The organism is Microbacterium sp. DWRC1-3 (assembly GCF_049896645.1).
Classification (GTDB): domain Bacteria; phylum Actinomycetota; class Actinomycetes; order Actinomycetales; family Microbacteriaceae; genus Microbacterium; species Microbacterium maritypicum.
In genome coordinates this window covers 297,805-321,889 of record NZ_JAFCUS010000002.1, presented here as the reverse complement: position 1 = coordinate 321,889, position 24,085 = coordinate 297,805, and the positions used below count along the sequence as shown (strand labels likewise).

Below are 24,085 nucleotides of genomic sequence, written 5' to 3'. Positions count from 1 at the left end.
ATCTCACTGCTCAGGGTCATACCCACTCCACCTGGAGGGACCTGTCGCCGAAGCGGACCGTGTCCCCGGTCTTCAGCTCGGCGGGGTGGCCGGCCGGCAGAGCGGTCTCGGCGCCGCCCCGCACGACCGCACTGCCGTTGGTCGACGCGCGGTCGACGACGAAGACGCCCCGTCGAGCGGGCATCACCGCGATGTGCGTCTTGGACACCGATCGCGTGTCGTCGACCACCGGAACCAGGAGCGCCTCACCCTCGCCGGGAGCCGCGCTCGGGGACCGCCCGAACAGCGTCGTCCCGCGCACCTCGATGCGCTCCCCGGTGTCGAGCACCAGAATCGCGCGGACGCCCGCAGGAGCGACGACGGGCGCTGCCGGGGCGTCGGCCGGTGCCGGCGTCGCCGCAACAGGCCCAGCCGCTGGAACAGGCTCAGCCACCGGAACAGGCTCAGCCACCGGAACAGGCGGCATCGGCGAAGCCGCCGGAGGCGCCACGTACGCCGGGGCCGGGTCCGATGCCGGAGCAGGAGCAGGAGCCGGAGCCGGAGCCGGAGCGAACGATGCCGGCCCCGGGGCTCCCGTCGCCAGCGACGGCGGCGTCGACGAGACCAAGGCCCCCGGAGCAGGAGCCTGCGCCGGCTCGACCGCCGGCCCCGACGCGGCGCGGTGCGCACCGATGACACCGCCGGAGAGACGCGCACTGGGGACGTACTCGGCCGGTGCATCGCGATGCACCGGGGTCGCCAGTGACGGCAGCGGGGCCTTCTCCTCGTGTTCGGGCGTCTTCACGCGCTTGCGCGCGATGCGCATGCGCTTCTGGTCATAGGGGTTCAGTCCGCCGCGCACGTCGACGAACCAGGTCGCCGCGGCGAGGTCGAGCCATCCGCGTCCTCGCCGCTCGATGTCGAAGAGCGGGGAGAGCATGATCACCAGCACCGGGCCGATGAGCGGCACGATGAACGAGGCGTAGGCGACGAGGTAGCGGACCACGGCGCCGCGCCAGAAGCCGGGGCGTTCGAGGGTGCGCACGTTCACGGAGCGGATCCCGCAGATCGCCTTGCCGAGCGTCACACCTTTGCGGCCGTGCAGCACGAGCTGGACCACGACGTAGGCGATCATCAGGCCTTGCGAGACGGCCGCCGCGACGATGAGCCACACCAGGTCACCGCGGGCGAAGAACTTCTCGGGGTCGAACTGCCCGGCCACCGCCTGGGCGAGAACCGGGGTGAGCGCGATGATGGCCGGGAGCGCGATGAGCACGGCCACCGTCCACTCGATCACCGCGGCGAGCACGCGCGCCCCGCGCCCTGCTGCCCGCAGGCCCAGCGACTCCGCATACGCGGGATCGGGACGCCCGTGCGCGTCGAGTCCTTCGACCTCCGGTGCGTGGTCGTCGATCTCCCAGATCACTCCTGCTCTCCCTCGACTTCATCGACGGTGTGCGCGGTGTCGAGAAGGGGCAGGTCGCTCTTGCCGACCAGGCGCGACGCGATCACGTGCTCGACCAGACGCGCACGTCGGTTGGTCGCGAAGCTGCGCTGACCGCCGCGCATACCGGGCACACCGATCCGGTCGAACTTGTCGCACACGTTGTCGAGCTTGCGGTTGAACCGGGTGACGGTCCATCCGAGTCTCTCCGCCGCCTTCGCCGAGGTCGGGATCTCACTCATGCCGGTGCCGTCCCTGCGCAGCTGCGGCTCGGCCAGCGCGAGGATGAGGAGCTTCTGGCTGAGGGTCAACGGGACGTCGCCGATGGTGGAGGCGCCACCGTCGTCGTGCTCGCGCCTGGTCGCGCGGAACGCCGGCTCTGCCGCGTGCAGCGTGAGCTCGTACGTCGTCGGACCCGCACTGAACACGACCGTGGTCGTCTCGAAGACCACGGGAAGACGTGCGCCGGGAGCAAGCCACGCCTGCACGCCGCCCGCCGAGTCGGTGACGGTCGCCGTGAGCCGCGTGCCGACGTTCGACAGCCACCACAGCCCGTCGGCGTCGGTGATCTCCAGGAAGTGGCGGTGCAGGAACAGGTTGTCATCCAGCTCGAGGTCGCCCTCGCGGCCGACGATGAACCGTCCGCCCGGACGGACGGGGAAGTACTCCCCCGCGAACTCGACGGTCACTCCGCCTTCGCCACTCACTCGACGCACCCCCGCACGGTCTCGGACGCGCGACCGTCGTCACGTCGCAGCATCACGTCGATGCAGACGGTGCCCGCACCGGCGGTGACCGCCGCGGTCGGGTCCGGCGTCTGCTGCGGAGCGACCTCGCCGGAGACGACCACCGGCGTCCAGATGTACGAGTCGCCGTCGAGCGGGCTCGGGTTCGTCCAGGTGAAGACCACCTGATCGCCCTGCCGCGTCCCGGCGAGCTCGGTCACCTTCGGCACGACATCCGTTCCGACATCCTTCGGATCGACGGCCTCCGCCGTCTCTTGCGGTTCAGGAGTGATTCCCGCGACCAGGAGGTTCAGGCCGACGATCCCACCGATCACGAGCACCACGCCCGCTGCGGCGAGCGCGATCCACAGGCCCTTGCGGCTGCGAGCCGGCTCGGCGGCGACCGGGGCAGGGGCGGGGGTGCCCGGAACCGACGGCGGCGGCACGGCGGCATCGGGCGCGACCACCATCGGTGCGCGGGCGATGGTCCGGTCATCGGCGCCCGGCGCCATCGGAGCGGCGGGAGCCGGGGTCGGCGCACGCAGCTGTGTCTGCTCGACGGACGATTCCTCGGCGACCGGCGCGTCGAAGCGCGGCATCCCCGGCAACATGGCCGGAGGGTCCTTCCGCTGCGTCGTCGCCGACGGACGGGTGAACGACGCCATGTCGGGATCGATGCTGACGATCTCCCGCACCCGGGTGAGACCGTCGCCGTCGTCATCCAGGTCTTCCGCGGGCGGGTGGTCGTCGACGATGTCGATCGGCGTCACCGAATGCGAGAGCTCGATCTGCACCTTCTGCAGCGCTCGCGCGAACGCCACCGCACTCGGGAAACGGTCGTCGGGGTTCTTCGCCATCGAGCGCTCGAGCAGCCGTTGCAGACTCTCCGGGGAGTCCGGCCGCTTCAGCGAGGGGAGCGCAGCGCGCTCGATGCGCTCGATGAGGTCGGCGCTGGAGTTGCGCTCTCCCGGTCGCTCGAACGGCGATCGTCCGGCGAGCAGTGTGTACAGCGTCGCCCCGAGTGCCCACACATCCGTGCGGGGTCCGCTCTGCGGCGGCTCGGCGAACGACTCAGGAGGCGACCACGGGATCGACATCCCCGACGCCTCGCCGGTGGCCCCCGTCGTCGACGCGATGCCGAAGTCGGTGAGCGCCGGCCGGTTGTATTCGGTGACGAGGATGTTGGCGGGTTTGATGTCGCGATGCAGCACGCCGGCACGGTGGGCCGTCTCGACGGCGCCGGCCACCTGCACGCCGACCCGGAGTGCCTCGGCGACCGAGAACGGGTCCTTCCGTGCACGGAGCTGGAGGTTGGGCCGCGGGCAGTACTCCATCACGAGATAGGGGCGGCCGTCGCCGGCGACCCCCGCCTGGTAGATCGTGACGATCGCGGGATGCGTGGACAGCATCGCCATGACGTTCGCCTCATCGGCGAACTCCTGCGCCGCACCGCTCGAGATGCGATCGGCGAGCAGGACCTTCACCGCGACTCGGCGCCGAGGCATCTCCTGCTCGTACAGGAAGACATCGGCGAAGCCACCGGTGCCCAGCGGCTCCACATACGTGAAGCCGGGGAGATCCGGCGGCGGTGAGGGGCGACGCGTCACGGGAGGTCCTCGAAGGCCACGGTGACGCCGTCGCCCAGGTCGACCACGTCGCCGGAGAGCACCAGCGTCTGCTCGCCCGGGTGCAGCCGCACGGGGTCGGCCCCCGGACGCAGCAGAGTGGACCCGTTCGTGGTGTGCAGGTCGATGACCACGACGGTGTCGCCTTCGGGTCTGACCTCGAGGTGGCTGCGCGAGATGTCCTGCTGGGGACTCTCGACCGCGATCAGGTGCGGAAGGTTCGCACCGCTCGCACGGGTCGACCGCGGACGGCGTCCGATGATCACGGTGCGGTCGAGGGCGGTCACCTGCCCCGTGGAGAGCCGGATACGACCGACGGACACCGTGGTCGGCGCCGGAGCGACTTCGAGCACCTCGGTCGGCGCGTCGTTCGCGACCGGCGGCTCCTGGCGGAGAGCACGGAGGTCTGCGGCCGAGATCGTCGCACCGTCATGGTCGCCCTCCACGACGACCGGGGCGACCGGTGCCGCCGCCGGTGCCGCTGCGCCGACGGAATGCACGGTGGCTCCCCACAGCTGGTCGAAGTCGTCATCGACGGGCGGAGCGAGCGTCACCTCCGTCGGCGGCAGGAAGGCGTCGTCGATGACGGGGAGCGGCTCCTCCGGCTCCGGCTCCACATCCGACTGCGGCTCGGGCTCGGGCTCCGGCTCCGGTGCCGCGACGGGCTCCGGGATCGGGACGACGACAGGCTCCGGTGCAGCGACAGGCTCCGGTGCAGCGACAGGCTCCGGCACCGCGACGGGCTCAGATGCGGGTGCGTCCGCTGCCGCGTCTCCGACGACCGGTGCCGGACCGAGCGCGGAGGTCAGCGGATCGGCGTCGCTCGGTTCGAGCTCGGCGCTCACCGCCGCGGCCCGCACGATGCCGCCCTGCACGGGCAGACCCACGGCGTCGGCGGGAGCCTCGACCGTGATGTCGATCTTCGTGGCACCGCCGAGGAATCGCTCGTTCCAGGTCGTGACCTCGGCGCCCGAGAGCTCGAGCGACTCCGTCCCGGTCTCCACCTGCGCGGAGACCGCCCCCCGCAGGGCGATGCGCACATCGGCGCCTTCGGCGACGGCTGCGACGAACGACGGCAGCGATGTGAACGACCCGCCCGCGTGCGTGGTGAGCACGTCGACGACGGTCGCGAGGGTCTTGTCCTCCGGCAGACGCTCCCACAGCCGGGCGACGACATCGCCGGGGACGTCGGGCGGCAGGGCGACGAGCGCTCCCGGGATGACGATCAGGTACCACTGTCCCGGTCGGTAGATGGTCTGCATCAGCGAACCCCTCCTGCTGCGGCTTCTCGTGGACGTGTGTCCTGGTCGATGTCCGTATCGGTGGCCATGAGCGTCCCCGGACGTGAGGCGACGGAGACGGCGTCGATGACGAGGACCGTGATGTTGTCCCTGCCCCCGGCGCTGACAGCCTCGTCGATGAGCACATCTGCGGCTCGCTGGGGGTCCGACTCGGCTTTCAGAACCTCGCGGATGCGCGCGTCCGGCACCTCGGAGGTGAGTCCGTCGGAGCACACCAGGATGCGGTCGCCCAGTTCGGCGGGGAACATCCAATAGTCGGCGTCGCCGGTGCTGCTCGCCCCGATCGCGCGCGTGATGATGTTGCGGCGCCGATCGGAGACGGCGTCTTCGGTCGTGAGCTCACCCGACTCGATCAGTTCCTGCACCACGGAGTGGTCGACGCTGATCTGCTCGAGCTCGCCGTCGGCGAAACGGTAGGTGCGCGAGTCTCCGATGTTGAGCGCGAGCCAGTAGCCCATGCCGTCGACCGAGGCGATGACCACACCGCTCAGCGTCGTGCCGGCACGGCCGTTGCCGGAGGTGGACAGCTCCTCCACGCTCTCCCTGGACAGGGACAGTGCATGGCGCACATCGTCGAGGGCGAGAGAAGAGCGTCCGATGTACCGCGCGAACTCGGCGATCACTGCGGCGCTCGCGCGCTCCCCGGCCTCGTGCCCGCCCATCCCGTCGGCGACGACGAAGATAGGAGCGGCCGCGAGATGGGCGTCCTCATTCAGTGCACGCCGAAGACCCGGATGCGTCGCCGATCCGGTCGAGACGATGAGTCCCGGCCTCACGCGTATCCGCCGATCGTGACGATGCGGTCGCCGATCTCGATGGCATCGCCCAGACGCACCGGCACGCGCTGCCCGGCGGGGCAGGCGATCCGCTGGCCTTCGCGGACGATGGTCATGCCGTTCGTGGAGTGCCGATCCATCACCCAACCGCCCGAGGTCTCCGCCGCCGCCTCGAAGTGCGTCTTCGAGAGCGACAGCGTCTCGTCGCGCACCGGCACGAGCGTCGCTCCCTCTTCCGGTGCGGGGTTGCGGCCGAAGACCGTGCGTCGCGACACGGACACACGAGTGCCGTCGTCCCAGGTGAATACCAGACGGTGTCCGGGAACGCTGATCCTGGTGTCTTCGAGGTCGTCCTCATCGGCGGAGACCTGAGCACTCGAGGCGGCCGGAGCCGCGGACGCGAGCGGAGGTTCCGGGGTCGCGGGCGCAGCTGCGGGGGTCTCGACGGCGAGGGGCGTCGGCGGAACGGGCGGCGCCGGGCTGACGATCGGTGCCGCGGGAGGTGCTGCGACGGGAGGCGCCGGCTGCTGCTGGATCGTCGCGTCGAGTGCGGGCTCCGGCTCCAGCGACGGAGCGGGCCGTCCGGGCGCATCCTGTGTGATCCCGGGGACGAAGGCGATGAGCGATCCCGCTTCGGCGACCGGTGCCGCGGGTGCGGCCGGGCGCGGCGGGACGGAGGCCGGTGCCGCGGGTGCCGGGGGCAGGACCGGGGTCGCGGCCACTGCCTCCGTCGGCTGCGGGAGCCCCGGGATCGCCGGTGCGGGTGCGGGCGTCGAGTTCGCCGAAGCCGTGGTCGGAGCAGGTACCGCCGGCGCCGCGGGCGATGCGGCGGCAGACCCGACGGGTGCGGGCACCTTGGCGTCCAGCATCAGGGAGCCGGCGACCTTGTCGTGCCAGCCCTGGAACCGTCCGGAGCCGTCGAAGAGCGGCGTGAAATACCCCACCACCACGGAGGCGGCGAGGCCGAAGATGATGTTGCGCAGCAGCGCGCGCCCGAAGCCCAGCGGGCTCGCGTCGGCCGCAGAGACGAGCCGCAGCCCTTGGGCGCGCATGCCGATCGAGCCGTTACCTGCCTGCATCACCGTGTAGACGACGAACCAGCCCAGGAGCACCAGGCTCACCACGGGACCGCCGACCAGCAGGACCCCGATGCTGCCTTCGATGCTGCCGGTGAGAGAGGCGGCGATGAGGAGTCCGCCGCCGAGCACGATCGCGAGCCCGCCGGCGATCAGGGCATCGATGATGTAGGCGACGGCGCGACGGGCGACGGGCGCGATCTGGTCGGGCGCGGGCTGCGTCATGGGGTCTCGCTCTCGGAGGACGGGGGCGTCGTGCTGTTCTTGATGGTGCCAGGTTCGCTGCGAACGCGCACGGCCGCAGCTTCCTTCAGATTCTGGAATCCGTTCGAGATCGCGGTGCCGCCGATCAGCGAGCGGACGCTCAGTCGTGCCTTGAGGCGCTTCCAGAAGCCGGCGTCCTTCCCGAGGCCACCGACGATGTCATCGACCTCCTGCCAGAAGGACTCGACGTCCGCCGGGCTCGGCTCCGCGGGGCCGAACACCTCGGAGTCCGCGCGCTCGGCGAGGGTCGTGACCTGCGGCACCGTGAGCGAGGACGCCACGACGGCGGCCTCCTCGATGCGGGTACCGCCGGGCGGGATGCGGGCGCCGTAGTCGACCGCGCGGTCGGTCAGCTCGTCCCACCCCCCGCTGATGCGGTCTGCGGTGCGTGCGGCGGCGCGACGCGAGCGACGCTTCGCGGCCTTCCAGGCGCCGATCACGATGAAGGGCGAGGCGAGCAGGGCGATCACCCCGAGGGAGATGCCGCCGATCACCAGGATCGCCCCGATGATGCCCGCGATGTTCAGGCTCTCGTCTTCGGCCTCGCGGTCGTCGGGCAGGGTGGGCGGCAGGTCGACGGGCTCCTGCGGCGGAGGCGGAGGCTGCAGCACCTGCGGCTTCGGGTCGACCCGGGGCTTGGTGTTCTGGTCGTTGGGCACCTGGTCTTCGGGCGGAGTCGGGTTGAAGCTCACCCATCCGATGCCCTCGAAGTTGACCTCGACCCAGGCGTGCACGTCGTCGCCGGTCGCGGCGAACACGGCCTCGCCCTCCCGCGTCTCGTCGGGGTAATAGCCCATGACCACGCGAGCGGGGATGTCGATCTGGCCCGCGAGCAGTGCCATGGCGACGGCGTACTGCTCATCGTCACCGATCATCTGCTCGCCGCCGATGAGAGTCGAGATGCGCTCGGCCGTGTGCCCGGCACGGGAGATGACCTCCCCCTCCAGGCCGTGACTGAAGAAGCCGTCTTTGGCGAGCAGGTTCTCGAGAGCGCGCACACGCTCGATCGGCGTCTCGGCGCCCGCGACGGTCTCGGCCGCGAGGGCGGTGAGCTCCTCCGGCACGTTGCTCGGCTTCGGCATCGCGACCTTGCCGAACGGCACCTCGGCGAGCTGCTCGTCGTCGGGCACGTTCGGCAGCACGGCATCCACCGTGTACTCGTCGCCCGTGGTCAGCTTCGTCGTGGCGACGGCCGTGCCCGTCTCGGTGTTCACGTAGGTGCCGCGGCGCAGCTGTTCGGCGTCGTCGCCCGAGAAGCTGATCTCGGACAGCTCTCCCGCGGTCGGCACCCACACCCCGCGATACTCGTCGATCTCGATCTTGAGCGTCACCGGGACGCCCTCGGCATCGGGCGACATGTTCGAACGCAGCGGCGTGAAGGCGCTCGACGAGGTGGGGCCACCGTCGGTGACGTTGTAGACCATGCCGTCGAACTGGTCCATGACGGCGGTGCGGACACGCGCGCCCTTGGGCAGACCCTGCACCGTGAAGAGGGTCTCATCCGCCTCGTCGCGCACGTTCTTGCGGAAGGCCTGCAACGGGCTCGGATAGTCCCGGATGTCGAACGGCGGGATGATCACATCGCGGAACACGTGCCGTGGCTGCGCCGGGTTCGCTATCGCGCTCGTGGCGACTCCGGCTCCTCCGGCGATGGCCAGCACGGCGACACCCGCGAGCAGGCGGCGGGTGCGCATGTGCGACGCCCGCGACGGATCGACCTCGCTCACGGAGACGGCGGTGTTCTGCGGTGCCCAGAGCTGGCGCAGCGCGAGCCACGACATGCTCACGACGGCGAAGACGAGTCCCTGCACGAGAGGGAACGCGGGTTCGGGCGTCCCGAGCGCGATCACCAGCATGAGCAGGACGCCGGCGGGGATCAGCGCCCAGGCCACCTGCGAGAGGCGCAGCGCGAGGGAGGCGGTCACGGTGGTGATCACGAGGGCCAGCAGGAACGGGACGACGAGGTGTCCGTCGGCGGCCGCGACGGGGGCGACCGTGGTGAGCATCTGCTTCCAGGCGGTCACCGTGCCCAGCGCCAGCTTCTGCAGTGTCTCCAGTGTGGGGATGAATCCGAGGATCGAGGTCTGCGGCAGGGCGAAGGCGCCGCCGAACACGAAGTACGCGGCGACCGTGAGACCCGTGATGATCAGGATTCCCCAGCGGCGCCAGGTCGCGACCACCGCGATCGCGAGGCCGACCAGGATGCCGCCGGCGACGGCGGGCAGGAAGGACCCACCGGCGAACGTGGGCCAGAAGCCGATGAGCGCGGTGAGGACCAGGAGCGCCGTCGCTGTCAGGTCGAGGACCCAGCGGCGCAGGGGAAGATCGCCGAACGCGGCGGAGGATGCGGTCATGCGAGCACCTTCTGCAGGGCGAGCGGGATCTGTTCGAGTGCTCCGACCGTCACCACGTCGGCATCGCCGATGCGACGCAGAGCCGGGGCGGACGCGGTGGTGTCGGCGACGACCACGAGCACCCTGGCGCCGAACGGCAGGCGCGCACACGCGAGGCGGAGGTCGTCGGACTTCACGCGAGCCCCGCACACCAGCACGACCACGCTCGCCAGCGGCATGGTGGCCGACACGACGCCGGCGAGCTCGGCGATGCCGCCCTCCTTCGGCTTGCTGTTCTCGACGGCCGAGAGCGAGTCGAGCAGCTGCTTGCCGGTGCCGGCGGGCAGCTCCCGGCCCTGCACGCGCATGTCGACGCGCTGCGAGTCGCGGAGCGCGCGCAGGCCGATCGATCCCGCAGCCGAGACGCCGAGCTCGAAGTCGTCTTCGGTGGCGTAGTCGGCGAGAGAGCGCGAGAGACCGATCACGAAGTGCGAGCGCCGGGTCTCCTCGTACTGCCGCACCATCATCGTGCCGGTGCGGGCCGTCGAACGCCAGTGCACGTGACGCAGGTCATCGCCCGGCTGGTACTCCAGGAGAGCGTGGAAGGACACATCGTCGCGAGAGAGATCGGCGGCGGGCAGCCCCTCCAGGTCGCGCAGATAGCCGAGCGACTGGCCGTCGAACAGTACGGTGCGCGGATGCACGAAGAGGTCGACGGGATCATCCCGCCGGTGCGCCCGCTCGAACAGGCCGAGCGGGTCGCCGCGCACGACGCTGACCGGTCCCACCTTGACCACGCCGCGCTTCTGGGTGGGGATGGCGAAGAGCTCCTCCGCCTCCTCCCCCGGGGCGAGCCGCTGGATGCCGAACTCGCCGCGGCCGGAGCCGACCGGGAGCACGACGCGCGAGGGCAGGATCGCCCTGGTGCCGCGGTTGGCGAGGGTCAGGGCGCCGACAGCGCGCTCTCCCACGACAACGCGGGTGCGGGCGAGGTCGAGCGCCACGTCGTAGGCGGTGCGCCCGATCAGGAACAGCGCGCACAGGGCCACGGCGATCGCGATGACCACGGCCGCGATCGTGAACTCCGACCAGCCGGCGATCTGCCCGAGCACCCAGAAGCCGACGGCGAGGGCCATCAGCACCCAGGCCAGCGGACGGATCGCCGACGTGATCTTCCGGAGGCGCGTCAGGATGCGCGCGCCGATGACGGCCGCGATGTCACGCCAACCGGCGTCGCGCTCCGTCTGCGGCGGCGATGCCTGAAGGGCCTCCGCGGTCATCAGGCCGCCACTCGGGCCTGGGGTGCCGCCACCGCGTCGAGCACGCGGGCGATCACGGTGTCGCTGCTGGTGCCGGCGAACTCGGCCTCGGCGTCGAGCAGCAGACGGTGCTGCCACACCGGGCGGGCGAGAAGCTTGATGTCGTCGGGGAGCACGAAGTGGCGCCCCTGAGCGGCCGCCCACACCTTGGCCATGCGGACCATCGCGATCGCCCCGCGCACCGAGACACCGAGCCGGATAGCCCCGTCCTCGCGCGTGGCCTCGGCGAGCTCGGCCACATAGCGGAGCACGGCGGGCTCGACATGCACCGTCGCTGCGAGGTCGGCCATGTCGGCGACGGCGCTCGTCGTGATGATCGCGGACAGGCCGGCCGACGGGTTGCGGTCGGAGGCACCGGCGAGGATGCTCTCGGTCACGGCCAAGTCGGGGTAGCCGATCGACGTCTTGATCAGGAAGCGGTCGAGTTGGGCCTCGGGCAGCTTGTACGTGCCCGCCTGCTCGATGGGGTTCTGCGTCGCGATCACGAGGAACGGACGCCCGGCCTCGTGCGTGACGCCGTCGACCGTGACCCGCGATTCCTCCATGACCTCGAGCAGCGCCGACTGGGTCTTCGGCGACGCACGGTTGATCTCGTCGGCGAGCACGATCGATGCGAAGATCGGCCCCTTGTGGAACTCGAAGCGGTGCGACTGCTGGTCGTAGATCGTCACACCGGTGACATCGGACGGCAGCAGGTCGGGCGTGAACTGGATGCGTGCGCTGGTGCCCTGCACGGTCGCGGCCAGCGCCTTGGCGAGGCTGGTCTTGCCCGTTCCCGGTGCGTCCTCGAGGAGCACATGGCCCTCGGCGAGCATCGAGGCCAGCACGAGGCCGACGATCTCCTGCTTGCCCTGCACGGCCTTGTCGATGTTCTCGACGAGGCGCTGGAAAGTGCCCTGGAACCAGGCGGCCTGCTCGGGAGTCATTGTCATGAGTGTGTCGTTCCTTGTTCTTCGGATGTCGAGAAGAGAGAGCGCATCATTGCCAGACGCGGTGTTCGAAGGCGTTGCCGTTGACCATCACCCAGGCTTCGATCACGCCGCGGCGGTTGCCGAGATAGCAGCTCAGTCGACCGCCGTAGTTGCCGTTGCCGTCCATCGTGATCGAGTACGGACCGCCCCAGACCCCGCCGTAGGTCGGGTCGTTGTTGTTGCACCGCACCGAGATGGTCTGACCGGGATCGAAGTCCTGCGCGTTGAGGTAGAAGTACGCGCATGTGCCGTCGTTGCAGTTCGGCTGGCCGTTGGCATTGCCCGTGGAGGTGACCCAGGCCCGGGGGTTGGGCTTCGGTCCGGATGTTCCAGCCTCGGACCGGGTGATCTTCTGCCCCGCCTCATCCGTGACCTCGACATCGATCGTGTGGCGCTGGCTGTAGCCGTTGCCGACGGTGGTGCTTCCGGTCGCTCCGACGTTGGACCATCCACCGCCGTCGATGCGGATGCGCACCGTCTTGATGCCGCGCCCATTGGCCGAGACGTTCGCGTTCCAGCCGAACGTCACGCTCGTGGGGTTCTGCGCTGCGGTGACCGACGGCTGCTTCAGCGGACCGTACGGGTTGCCCGACATCTGGCCGGACGCGTCGCTGGCATACGTCTGCCCATCGACCGTCGAGACGGCGCGGACCCGCACGTTGTAGTTGGTGCCGTTCGAGAGTCCGGTGATGACGTTGTTGCCCGGCATCGCCGCCCAGTTGCCTCCGACGGAGTACTCGTATCGCACCTCGGTCGATCTGGCGCCATTCAGCGCGCCGGGAGACCAGGTGAGCGTGAGGGACCGGTCGCCCTCGGCGACGTTCGACAGAGAGGGCGCACCCGGCTTGTTCACGCCGCGGCGCGGTGCCGACATCGGGCTCCACTCGCCCCAACCTGCCTTGTTGTGCGCGCGGATGCGGTAGGTGTACGGCGTCTCGGATGTCGGCACCTTGACCGCCTGCTCCCTGGCTCCTGCTCCGGGGAAGACCGTGTTGCGGAGGGTTCCCCCCTCCCACACCTGCAGCTCGAAGGAGTCGATCGGGTCGCCGTTGGCGTTCCCCGGCATCCACTTCACCTGCATCTGAGCCTCGTTACCGACACCTGCGAGTTGCGTCACGGTGGGCGCGGCGGCGGGCATCGGCGGGCCCGCGGGGACCTCGGATGCCGACCAGGCGCTCCAGCTCGACGGCTCGGGTGCGCGGTTGTGGGCCTGCACGCGGATCTGGTAGTTCGAGCCGTTCTCGAGGCCGTCCCAGGTCATCGAGTTGCCCGTGGCCTGCTTCTGCGACACGCCGGACGGCGGAGCGGGCGAGATCTCGAGTGTGTAGCTCTCGACCGGGGATCCGGGCGTGGTCGGGGTGGCCCAGGAGACCTTGAGCGACTTGTCGCCGAAGGCGAGGGTCGGCGGGTTCGGGGTGTCGGGCCGAGCGTCCGGACGGGCGACCGCCGAGGTACCGGACGGCTTCGACTCGCCGACGCGGTTCGTCGCCGTGACCTGGAAGGTGTACTCGACGTTGTTGGTCAGCCCGTCGAGCGTGCAGGTCGTGGACCGGCACTCTTTCGAATACGGGTTGCCGCTGACCGATTTGACCGTGTACTTGGTGATCTCGGCACCGTTGTTCGACGGCGCTCCGTACGAGACCACAACGGTGCGATCCTGCACGCTCGAGACGAGCGGGGCTCCCGGTGCATCCGGAACGCCCTGCACCGTGACGATGATCTGTCCGTTGGCCTCGCGGTCGGCATCCTTCGTCGCATCCTGGATGCGGTAGCGCACGACCATGGTGCCGACGAAGCTCGCATCCGGGGTCACGACCACCTGATCGCCCTTGACCGTGGCGCCTCCGGAGCCCGATTCGGTCACGGCGGTCATGAGCTTGAGCGGCGTCTCGGGGAACGGGTTGTAGTCGTTCGCGAGCACGGGCACCGTGATGCTCTTGCCCTGGTCGGCTTCCGAGATCGTGTCGGTGTTGGCGGCGGGCAGCGGTCGGGTCGAGGCCCCGACGCGCACGGTCACCGTGCCGTCGACCGGCTCGGTCGTCCCGTCGGTGATCTCGAGCTTCAGCGTCGCGACGGTGCCCTTCTCGACGTCGGACGAAGCTTCCACGAGCAGGTCGGAGCCGTCGATCTTGGCCGTGATGCCCTTGCCGGCACCGCTGACGTACTTGTACTTGTGCGTGCCCTCGTCTTCGGGGTCGGGATCGGTCGTCAACGCGGCGAGGTCGAGCGTCGAGGCCTTCTCACCGGGGGCGACGATGACCTCTGCGCCGATGAACTCGGGCTGCTGGTTCTCGGGCGGCAGCACGTTGATCGGGATGCTGAGCGTGGCCTTGCGTCCCTCGGGGTCATCCGGGCCCGTGCCGTCGGTCACCTCGAAGGTCAGCGAGTCCTGTCCGAAGTACCCCTCGGCCGAGGTGTACACGAGCGTCGTCTCGTCCTTCACGAGGTCGTCGCCGTTCGCGTACACCGCGTTCACCTTGGCGTGCTCGGTGATCCGCGCGGTTCCTCCGCCGGCGACGGTGACGAACTTGGAGAGCGGGATCTCCTTGGTCTCCCCGCTCATGACTTCGAGCGGTTTGGTCGAGTCGAGGATCGGGCGCAGATCCGATTCGGCCGGGACGAAGATGAACGCCGATGCGGACAGATCGTCCTGATCGGTGAGGGTGTAGCGGATGAGCTGCAGGTTCTCGGTCACGGTGACGCGCACCTTGCCGTTCTCGAGCTGCGTCGCCCCCTCGCCGAGAGAGACCTTCAGGCGGTCGGTCGTACCGTCGGGGTCTTCATCGTTCTTGAGGATGTCGAGATCGGCGCTCATCGTGCCGTCGGTGAGATCGGTCGGGCGCACGCGATCGTCGCGAGCGACCGGCGCCTGCAACGGCACGTTCTCGTCGACGGTGATCTGCAGCGCCGCGGTGGCCTCTGCTCCGCGCGCATCGCGGATCGTGTACTGCAGCGACGTCTCGAGCTCACGGTTCGGCGCCTGAACCAGCACCCGGTCTCCCGAGACGCGGGCCGTGATGCCCGTGTCGGTCGGGACCTCCAGGCCGTCCTTGACGAGCGCGATCTTGTCGCCCTCGGGGTCGGAGTCGTTCGCCATCACCGGCACCGAGATCTCTCGACCCGGCCGCACGACCACGGCATCCTTGACGGCGAAGGGCCTCTGGTTGACCTGCTCGCCCGGGGCGATACCCACGCGGATCGTGGCGATGCCCTCCTTGCCGAGGCGGTCGCGCACGCGGTAGCGGAACACGTCGACACCCGAGGATCCGTCGAACGCCTCATAGGTGAAGTAGTTCTGCGCGGTCTCGGTGATGCGGCCCTTCGTGGGGCTGGAGGCGATGTCGATCAGCTCGACCGAGTCGCCGTCGGCGTCGATGCCGTCCAGCGGCACGGCGATGTTCGCCGTCGACCCGGCGAGCACGCGAGCCACGAGGTCCTGCGGGCGCGGCGCGGCGTTCGTCTCGGGGTCGACGGGCAGGATCTGGATCGTGACGTAGCCGGCGTCCTTCTGCTGGCGGGAGTCGACGGCCTCGTAGGTGAGGTACACCGTCTTCGCGACCGGGCCCGCCTTGAAGCGGATCGTGTCCTGCGAGACGAAGGCCTCGCCGTCCTCCGGATCGATGAGCGGCTCGACCAGCTCGGGGACGACGTGCATGACGTCGTCGTTCGGGTGCGTGTCGTTGTCGAGCACCGGGATGGTGACGACGTCGCCCGCCCGCACGATCGCGGTGTCGTCGTTCACGACCGGCTGGAGGAGCTGGTCGGGCGCGGGGATCGGGATCACCACGACCTCGCCCTCGGCCGACTTCGAGCCGTTCGAGATGCGGTACTTGATGCGGGCCTGATCGGTGAGCGAGCCCTGGTCGGTGATGCGGAGGGTCTCATGGTTGATGACCGACACCGAGACACCGGAGTCGTCCTCGATCGAGACGGACTGCACGACGAGGATGCCGCCGGCGGGGTCGACATCGTTCGCGAGCACGCCGAGGAGCACATCTCCGCCCGTGGGCAGCAGCGCGACGTCACGGACGGCGACCGGCGGCAGATCCGTCTCGCTCGCCTCCAGCACGTCGACGCGCACGATTCCCTGGCTGCTCTCGGGACCCGCGGTCGCGAGATACAGCACGTAGTAGGTGCCGGGGGCGTCGGCGGTGAAGGTGAAGGTCTTGTTGGGTCCGTCCGGCAGCACGGTCGCGCCGGGTACCTCGTTCACACGACCGAGGCGCAGCAGCTCTCGTCCCGAGCTGGTGTCGTTGGCGAGCGGGGCCACCGTCACCTGCTCGCCGACGCGGGTCACGACATGGTCGGCGTTGGTCTTGGGCTTGGTCGATCCTTCGGGCCGCACGTCGAGCGTCACGGTCGCTGTGGCGGTCTCGCCGTATCCGTCGGCGACCGTGACCTGCACCTCTTTGAGACCCTGCTGGCTCGCCGTGGCCTTGTACGTGATCTGGCCGTCGGTGCTGAAGTCGACCTCGTCGCCCGGCGCGGGCACCACGTCTTTGAGGTAGACGTCGTCGCCTTCCGGGTCGATCCAGTCGGGGAGGATGTTGTACGAGATCGTGCCGCCGGTCTCGACCGTCAGCGTCGTCCTGCGCTTGGGCGCCGGAGCGGTGTTGATGCTCTTGTCGTAGACGGTCAGTGTGACGGCCGCCGTGTCCTTGCCGCCGCGGCCGTCGTCGGCCTCATACGTGAACGTGGTCGACCCGGAGGCGCCTTCCTCCACCGCGATCTGCAACGATCCACCGTTCTGCACCTGCTGGATCGTCCCGACCGCGGGCTGGGCCTCGGCGAGCGCCGCCACCAGGACGTCGCCGTCGGGGTCGTTGTCGTTGTCGAGCACCGGGAGCATGGTCGTGACACCGGGGCGCACGCCGAACGTGTCATCCTCGGCGATCGGAGGAGTGTTCTCCTCCTTGCGTTCGGGGAGCGTGGTCTCGACGGTCTCCTCGGTGGAGTCGTCCTCGTTCTCGGTCTCGCCCTCCGGCGGGGTGAGGTCGTTCCAGTTGTCGACGCGCTGGAGGCTCTCGTTGGCCAGCCAGGCCGCGCCGCCGACGGCGTCGTTGAGGATGATGACGTCGCGGTTGACGCGGAACACGAGGCTCTTCGCGTCTTCGGCGCCGTCGACCTGGGCGTTGACGTCGTTGCCGGTGCCCGGGCACTCGCGGATGAACGTGGCGGTGCCCGCCCACGCGCCGTAGGTGCATCCGCGCAGCCAGACCGGAGCGGCCGCGGTGCCGGTGCCGCCGGCGTCGACCTCGGTCGGCTCGCCGCCGTCGAGGGGAACGCTCACCAGGGCGTTCGTGGTCGCGATCGCCACTGCGTCGGTGTTCTCGGACGCCTGCTGCAGGACCGCCTTGTCGGCGCCGGGGATCTCGGTGCGGATGCCACCGGGCGAGGTCACGACGCCTGCCGAGCGGTCGAGCACGACCGGCGTGCGGCCGACCGCCGTGATCGTCGGCTTCGCGGACGCGTCGAGCTCGCCGACGGATGCGGCCAAGGCGTCGAGGGCTTCGCCCTCGTTGTCCACGGGCACAGTGACGACCTCGCCGCGCTCCGGGGCGAGTCCGAACACCGTGCCGTCCTTGGCGACCGCGACATCGGCTCCGGCGCCGAGTTCTGCGGCGGGCTCGTTCACCTCTGCCTCGAACGACGAGACGCCCTGGGCGGGGACGACCCAGAGCTCGCCGGTCTTCTGATCGAGGATCGCGGCCGTGCGGTTGCCCAGCGCGACCTTCGCCGAGGAGGGGATGCCTGCGGAGTCGCCGAGAGATACGCGTGCGGGATCGACGGCGGTGAGGGTGGAGGCGTTCTCATCGACGACGAGGATGTTGCTCGTGTCCTGAAGGATGTCGTAGTTCTCGCCCGTGGTGCGCAGGCCACCGTCGAGGACCGTCGACTCGTTGTTGAAGTGCCCGACCAGCAGGCTCGACGTCTTCGTGATCCAGACGCCGCCGTCGTTCAGGTCGACCTTGGTGGTCGGGAAGCCCTCATAGGTGAAGGCCATCGTGGTGATAGCGATGACGCCGACGGTGACACCGGCGGCGGACGCCAGTGTTTTGGGCCGCGCGCGTATCCAAGACAACGCCTTCATTCCCGGTTCCCCCCCAGGTGACACTCTTCGTTAGCTCCTGGGCGGTCCCTCCGGGCCCACCGAGCACCCGTTCATCCTAACCGCGTCTCGGAATACCGCTCGATGGGGAGTTCTGCCCATCCGCGATGATCAGGCCCGCCAGCAGCCCGCGATGTGATCGTCGACCATGCCGCCCGATTGCATCAGGGCGTACATGGTGGTCGGCCCCACGAATCGGAACCCACGACGACGCAGTTCCTTGCTCAACGCCGTGGACTCCGGCGTGACGGCGGGGACGTCGGCGAAGGATGCGGGACGGGCGCCGGGGGCCGCCGGGGCGAACGACCACATCAGCTCGTCGAACTCCCCCTCGGCCATGCCGCGCACGATGCGGGCGTTGCCGATGGTCGCCTCGATCTTCGCGCGGTTGCGGATGATCCCGGCGTCGCCCATCAGGCGCTCGACATCGGACTCGTCGTACTCGGAGACGATCTCGGGCTCGAAACCCGCGAACACCTCGCGGAACCGCGGTCGCTTGCGCAGGATCGTGATCCAGGAGAGGCCTGCCTGGAACCCTTCGAGCGCCATCTTCTCGAACAGCGCGCGGTCGCCGTGCAGAGGCGTGCCCCACTCTTCATCGTGATAGCGACGGTACTCGTCGTCGTCGCCCACCCAGGCGCAGCGGTCGCGGGCATCGGGGCCCGTGAGAAGAGAGGTCATCCGGTCAGGCTATCCGCGGCGACCGACACCGAGCGCCGACACGGAGGCGGACGCGTCCCACCGGAATGCTGTGCGCGCGAAAGCTGGTGTCATCGGAGCAGTTCCACCAGACTGTGCGCATGGATTCTGTGAACGAGTGGCTGCTGACGTGGGGCGACAACCTGTGGACGTGGATCGTCCTCCCCCTGGTCGTCCTCCTCGGCCTGTACTTCACGATCCGCTCCGGCGTCGTGCAGTTCCGGTTGATCCCGGAGATGTTTCGCACGTTGACGGATCGCACCCCGCGCACCGAGAGCGGCGAGCCGCAATCCGTCTCGGCGTTCCAGGCGTTCACCATCTCCGCGGCCTCGCGCGTCGGCGTCGGCAACATCGCCGGTGTCGGCACGGCGATCGCGATCGGCGGACCCGGTGCGATCTTCTGGATGTGGCTGATGGCGTTCATCGGCGGGGCGTCCTCGTTCATCGAGTCCTCGCTCGCGCAGCTGTACAAGACGCGGGACAAGGACGGGTTCCTCGGAGGTCCGGCGTACTACATGCAGCGCGGACTCGGCGCGCGTTGGATGGGAGTCCTGTTCGCCGTCATCCTCATCGTGTGCTTCCCGATCGCGTTCAGCTCGCTGCAGGCCAACACCATCCAGGCCACCATCGCGGGGAGCCTGGGCGGCGGGGCCCCCGCATGGCTGCCGTGGGCCATCGGCGCGGCGCTCGCGGTCCTCATGGGCCTGGTGATCTTCGGAGGCGTGCGCCGCATCGCCTCCGTCACCCAGACCCTGGTCCCGGTCATGGCGCTGCTGTACCTGCTCCTCGGGCTCGTCATCGTGGTGATTCACATCGAGCGCCTCCCCGAGGTCTTCGCCATGATCTTCACGCAGGCGTTCGGGCCGAACGAGATCGTGGGCGCCGCGCTCGGCTACATCATCCTCACCGGCGTCAAGCGGGGCATGTTCTCCAACGAGGCCGGGCTCGGTTCCGCGCCCAACGCGGGCGCGAGTGCCGCGGTGACGCACCCGGTCAAGCAGGGTCTCGTGCAGACCCTCGGCGTCTACTTCGACACGTTCCTGGTGTGCTCGATCACCGCGTTCATCATCCTCGTCTCGGTCCCCGACCTCGCGAACGCCGAGCGGGGCATCGGGCTGACGCAGGGAGCGGTGGTCGGTGCGCTCGGCAGCTGGTCGAACATCCTGCTGATCGTGATCATCTTTCTGCTCGCATTCAGCTCGATCCTCGGCAACTACTACTACGGGCAGACGAACATCGAGTTCATCACGTCGACACCCGCCGTCCTGCTCGGCTACCGGCTCTTCGCCATCGGGGCGGTGTTCGTCGGATCGATCGTGTCGGCCGATGTCGTGTGGAACTTCGCCGACGGCGCGATGGGCTTCATGGCGATCGTGAACCTCGTGGCGATCGCGCTGCTCTCCGGAGTCGCCTTCAAGCTCCTCAAGGACTACACGCAGCAGCGACGCGAAGGACTCGATCCGGTCTTCACCAAGGCCCGACTCCCCGAGGTCCGAGGAATCGAGGTGTGGGAGGACGAGCTCTCGGTCACCGGACCGATCGACCTGCCGACGTCTCGCCGCCGCTGAGTCGCCGCCACGGCCGCGACGTCAGGAGCCGAAGGTCGCCGCGTCGATGACGAACCGGTACCGCACGTCGGATGCGAGCACGCGCTCGTAGGCGGCGTTGATGTCGGAAGCGGGGATGGTCTCGATCTCGGCGGCGATACCGTGCTCGGCGCAGAAGTCGAGCATCTCCTGCGTCTCCTGGATGCCGCCGATGTTGCTGCCGGCGAGCGAGCGACGGCCGCCGATCAGCGACATCACCCCGACCGAGAGCGGTTCGCCGGGAGCCCCGACGCACACCATGGCGCCGCCGACGTCGAGCAGGCTCAGATAGGAGCGCAGATCGATCACCGCGCTGACGGTGTTGAGAATCACGTCGAACGACGACCGCAGCTCACGGAAGGTCTCCTGGTCGCTCGTCGCGCGATAGTGGTCGGCGCCGAGCCGCAGCCCGTCGTCCTTCTTGCTCAGGGTCTGCGAGAGCACGGTCACCTCGGCACCGAGTGCGTGCGCGATCTGCACGCCCATGTGCCCGAGGCCCCCGAGTCCCACGACGGCGACGCGGGTGCCCGGTCCGACGTTCCAGTGCCGCAGCGGTGAGTATGTCGTGATGCCGGCGCACAGCAGGGGAGCTGCGACATCCAGGGGCAGCGCGTCGGGGATCTTCAGGACGAACGCTTCGGTGACCACGACCTGCTCGGAGTATCCGCCCTGCGTGACGGTGCCGTCACGATCCGTGCTGCCATAGGTGAGGACGGCCCCCTGGGTGCAGAACTGCTCCTCCCCCCGCAGGCAGTTGCGGCACTCACCGCACGAGTTCACCAGGCATCCGACGCCGACGCGATCGCCGACGGCATGCCGGGTGACGCCCTCGCCGACCGCGGCGACGGTGCCGGTGATCTCGTGACCGGGAGCGAGCGGGTACTGCTGAGGCCCCCAGTCGCCGCGCACGGTATGGATGTCGGAGTGGCAGATGCCCGCGAACGCGATGTCGATCAGCACGTCGAGCGGGCCGAGCTCGCGTCGCTCGATGACGGTCTTCTCCAGCGGGGCCCCTTCACGGGGTGCGGCATAGGCGTTCACAGCAGACATCTCGGACTCCTCGGATCGGGTACCTGCCGAGACTACCCAGCACCGGATGAGAATCGGCCGTCCCGGCCGAATCGGCGATTGTCAAGGCCGGGTGCGCTCCGCTCGGCCACGCTTAGGCTCACGCCATGACCACCTCCGACGACACGATCTCCCGGTACCTCACCCGCTATGCGGACAGCCTGACCGCATTCGATGCCGAGACCGCGGCGAGTCTGTGGTCGACGCCGGGGACGATCGTGAACGACCGCTCCTCCGGTGTGCTGGAATCCCGCGACGCCATGATCGACGGTCTGCGGCATTCCTATCCGATCTACCAGCGGCTGGGCCTGGCCTCCGTCGGATTCGAGCTGCTCGAGCGTCGCGATCTCTCCGACCGGCTCGTGCTCGTGCGCGTGCGCTGGCTGTTCTTCGACGCCGGCGGCGTGCAGCTGACCGACACCGACAGCTACTACCTCCTGCGCGACGAAGACGAGGCGGGTCTGCAGGCGTGCGTGTGCGTCGAGACCGACGCGGCGCAGAAGCTCCAGGCCCTGGCCACCGAACGCGGAGTGGATCTCACAGCGGCACCCTGACACCCGATCCGCATCTCCCCGAACACCTGTCGGGAGGATGCGCACCTGTCGGGAGAATCGCGCGGATTCGCCGTGCGCTCGTCACTAACTCCCGACAGGTGGATCAGGTCCGGGCTGAACCGCAGACGGTCAGCGCTGCTTCTTCTTCAGCGCCTTCTCCTGGATCGGCGCCTGACCGGTCGCTGCGAGGTCGGCGTAGTAGGCGCGGGCCTCATCCTGACGCTGCTTCTCCAGGCCGCTGGCGATGGGCGCGCGCACGTGCTCGGGCTCGTAGCCGAACGCGTTCACGAGGTCGAGCGCATACGGACGAAGACGAGCGCACAGGCGGTCGATGTAACTCGACACGGCCGCAGCGCGCTGCGTCGACAGGCGTCCGTTGATCAGGTGCCAGGCGAGATGCTTCTCGATGAGCTGCAGGCCGAAGAGATCGCGCAGCCAGGTGAGCACCTTCCGCGTGTCCTCATCGTCGATCTGGTGGACGGCGTCGGTGAACGCCTCCCACTGCAGCAGCTCGCCGTGCGCGCGGGCCGCCTCGATGAGCTCGGCCTGGTTCTCGTTGAACAGGCGGGCGCCGAGGGCCTTGTCCTTCGCGCCGGGGCGCAGGCGGGAGGCGATGTCGGCCACCATCTGCTGCACGCGTCCGGCGAGCAGGTCGTGCTGCTGCTCCTCACGCAGGCCCCGCTCGACCGAGCGGCTCACCTGACCGAAGTCGGAGACGGCCTGACCGAGCTGGCGGAGACCGGCGCCGTGGAACAGCTTGCCCGCGGTCATGCCGACGGCGAACTTCGCGAGCGCCGCCGCATCCTTGCCCTGGAACTGCTTGGCGTAGTCGGTCAGCAGACGCTTGCCGACGAGCTGCAGCAGCACGTTGTTGTCGCCCTCGAAGGTGACGTAGATGTCGAGGTCGGCGCGGAGTCCGACCAGACGGTTCTCGAACATGAAGCCGGCGCCACCGGTGGCCTCGCGGGCCTCCTGCAGCGTGTCGAGCGCGTGCCATGTCGACAGCGGCTTGAGGGCGGCGGCCAGGGTCTCGAGGTCTTCACGGTCGGCCGGGGTGTCGGTGCGACCGGAGAAGACGCCGTCGAACTTCTGCAGGAACTCGTCGTGCGCGAAGATCTGCGCGTACGTGGTCGCCAGGCGCGGGAGCAGACGGCGCTGGTGCTTGCCGTAGTCCATGAGCACGACCTCCTGCCCGTCCGCACCGTCGAACTGGCGGCGCTGGGTGGCGTAGGTGATCGCGATGTGCAGGCCGAGCGCCGAGGCCCAGGATGCCGCACCGTCGAGCGACACACGTCCCTGCACCAGAGTGCCGAGCATCGTGAAGAAGCGGCGGCCGGGGCTGTCGATCGCGCTGGAGTACGTGCCGTCCGCTGCGACGTCGCCGTAGCGGTTGAGCAGGTTGGTGCGCGGGATGCGCACGTGGTCGAACGAGAGGCGCCCGTTGTCGATGCCGTTGAGTCCGCCCTTGAGGCCGTCGTCCTCGCGGCCGATGCCGGGAAGGTCGACGCCGTCCTCGCCGCGCAGCGGCACATAGAAGCAGTGAACGCCGTGGTTGACGCCGTTCGTGATCAGCTGCGCGAAGACGGTCGCCGCGACGCCGTGCAGCGCCGCGTTGCCGAGGTACTCCTTCGTCGCCCCGCGGAACGGGGTGTTGATCACGAACTCCTCCGTCGCCGGATCGTACGTCGCGGTCGTACCGACGGCCGCGACGTCGGAGCCGTGGCCGATCTCGGTCATCGCGAAGGCGCCAGGGATCGAGAGGTCCATCACACCGGGGAGCCACTTCGCGTGGTGCTGCTCGGTGCCGAGCTGAAGGATCGCGGAGCCGAAGAGTCCCCACTGCACGCCCGACTTGATCTGCAGGCTGGGGTCGGCCACCACCAGCTCCTCGAAGCCCGCGATGTTCGCGCCGTTGTTCTCCTCGCCGCCGAGCGACTTGGGGAACGCGCGGTGCACGGCCTTGTTCTCGACCAGGAGGTGCAGCTGGCTGAGCACGCGCTCGCGGTGCTCGTCCTTGCCGAGCTCATCCTTGCGCCAGAACGCCGAGTCCTTGATCATCTCGCGGGCCTGGCGACGCACGTCTGCCCACGTGCCCATCAGGGCGTCGTTGACGCGGGCGACATCGATGTGCAGGTTCGCATCCGCGGTGTCGGTGGAGGTGCGAGTCGTCTTCGGACGGACGGCGGCGTCGACCATGTGCGTTCCTCTCAGAGGGAAGTGGGATTACAGCCATGGTAGGTCTGCCACAACCAGAGA

15 protein-coding genes are annotated in these 24,085 nt (G+C 69.3%); 2 read left to right on the top strand and 13 right to left on the bottom strand.

The window, feature by feature from the left end; genetic code table 11:
• Positions 1 to 16 precede the first annotated feature (16 nt).
• From ACP699_RS14155 to ACP699_RS14105, 11 genes are all read right to left on the bottom strand, one after another.
• Positions 17 to 1,405 (bottom strand): RDD family protein, encoded by a 1,389-nt coding sequence (locus ACP699_RS14155; RefSeq protein WP_426171921.1) that lies wholly within the window; start codon positions 1,403 to 1,405, stop codon positions 17 to 19.
• Positions 1,402 to 2,112, bottom strand: a complete 711-nt coding sequence (locus ACP699_RS14150) for a hypothetical protein (protein WP_241244620.1) — start codon at positions 2,110 to 2,112, stop codon at positions 1,402 to 1,404. Before ACP699_RS14150 ends, ACP699_RS14155 begins: the two co-directional genes overlap by 4 nt.
• Before the next feature lie 14 nt (positions 2,113 to 2,126).
• Positions 2,127 to 3,755 carry a serine/threonine-protein kinase gene (locus tag ACP699_RS14145; protein WP_055869593.1) on the bottom strand — a complete coding sequence of 543 codons (1,629 nt, stop codon included), beginning with the start codon at positions 3,753 to 3,755 and terminating at the stop codon, positions 2,127 to 2,129.
• On the bottom strand, positions 3,752 to 5,035 hold the full coding sequence (locus tag ACP699_RS14140) for an FHA domain-containing protein (RefSeq protein WP_400644045.1): 1,284 nt from the start codon (positions 5,033 to 5,035) through the stop codon (positions 3,752 to 3,754). The genes ACP699_RS14145 and ACP699_RS14140 overlap by 4 nt, the downstream gene beginning before the upstream one ends.
• Complete coding sequence (locus ACP699_RS14135; protein WP_055876714.1) at positions 5,035 to 5,850, bottom strand: PP2C family protein-serine/threonine phosphatase; 816 nt, start codon at positions 5,848 to 5,850, stop codon at positions 5,035 to 5,037. Before ACP699_RS14135 ends, ACP699_RS14140 begins: the two co-directional genes overlap by 1 nt.
• Entirely contained in the window at positions 5,847 to 7,151 is a 1,305-nt protein-coding gene (locus ACP699_RS14130) for an RDD family protein (RefSeq protein WP_426171918.1), read from the bottom strand. Before ACP699_RS14130 ends, ACP699_RS14135 begins: the two co-directional genes overlap by 4 nt.
• A complete protein-coding gene (locus tag ACP699_RS14125; RefSeq protein ID WP_426171916.1) occupies positions 7,148 to 9,544 on the bottom strand; it encodes a transglutaminaseTgpA domain-containing protein in 2,397 nt (798 codons plus the stop codon). Before ACP699_RS14125 ends, ACP699_RS14130 begins: the two co-directional genes overlap by 4 nt.
• Entirely contained in the window at positions 9,541 to 10,803 is a 1,263-nt protein-coding gene (locus ACP699_RS14120; protein WP_055869583.1) for a DUF58 domain-containing protein, read from the bottom strand. The genes ACP699_RS14125 and ACP699_RS14120 overlap by 4 nt, the downstream gene beginning before the upstream one ends.
• On the bottom strand, positions 10,803 to 11,774 hold the full coding sequence (locus tag ACP699_RS14115) for an AAA family ATPase (protein ID WP_055869575.1): 972 nt from the start codon (positions 11,772 to 11,774) through the stop codon (positions 10,803 to 10,805). The genes ACP699_RS14120 and ACP699_RS14115 overlap by 1 nt, the downstream gene beginning before the upstream one ends.
• Before the next feature lie 46 nt (positions 11,775 to 11,820).
• Complete coding sequence (locus tag ACP699_RS14110; RefSeq protein ID WP_426171913.1) at positions 11,821 to 17,904, bottom strand: Ig-like domain-containing protein; 6,084 nt, start codon at positions 17,902 to 17,904, stop codon at positions 11,821 to 11,823.
• Between the two features lie 129 nt (positions 17,905 to 18,033).
• Complete coding sequence (locus tag ACP699_RS14105; RefSeq protein WP_055869567.1) at positions 18,034 to 18,603, bottom strand: DNA-3-methyladenine glycosylase I; 570 nt, start codon at positions 18,601 to 18,603, stop codon at positions 18,034 to 18,036.
• A 119-nt stretch (positions 18,604 to 18,722) separates the two neighbouring features.
• On the opposite strand from ACP699_RS14105, the gene ACP699_RS14100 reads away from it, so the two are divergent.
• Positions 18,723 to 20,189 (top strand): alanine/glycine:cation symporter family protein, encoded by a 1,467-nt coding sequence (locus ACP699_RS14100; RefSeq protein ID WP_055877871.1) that lies wholly within the window; start codon positions 18,723 to 18,725, stop codon positions 20,187 to 20,189.
• 21 nt (positions 20,190 to 20,210) lie between these two features.
• Here the strand turns inward: ACP699_RS14100 and ACP699_RS14095 are convergent, their stop codons facing one another.
• Positions 20,211 to 21,257 carry an NAD(P)-dependent alcohol dehydrogenase gene (locus tag ACP699_RS14095; protein ID WP_141386547.1) on the bottom strand — a complete coding sequence of 349 codons (1,047 nt, stop codon included), beginning with the start codon at positions 21,255 to 21,257 and terminating at the stop codon, positions 20,211 to 20,213.
• A 125-nt stretch (positions 21,258 to 21,382) separates the two neighbouring features.
• Here ACP699_RS14095 and ACP699_RS14090 point away from each other — a divergent pair, with 125 nt between their 5' ends.
• Positions 21,383 to 21,829 carry a hypothetical protein gene (locus ACP699_RS14090; protein WP_055869560.1) on the top strand — a complete coding sequence of 149 codons (447 nt, stop codon included), beginning with the start codon at positions 21,383 to 21,385 and terminating at the stop codon, positions 21,827 to 21,829.
• 129 nt (positions 21,830 to 21,958) lie between these two features.
• Here the strand turns inward: ACP699_RS14090 and ACP699_RS14085 are convergent, their stop codons facing one another.
• A complete protein-coding gene (locus tag ACP699_RS14085; protein WP_055869557.1) occupies positions 21,959 to 24,025 on the bottom strand; it encodes an acyl-CoA dehydrogenase in 2,067 nt (688 codons plus the stop codon).
• Positions 24,026 to 24,085: the final 60 nt, after the last annotated feature.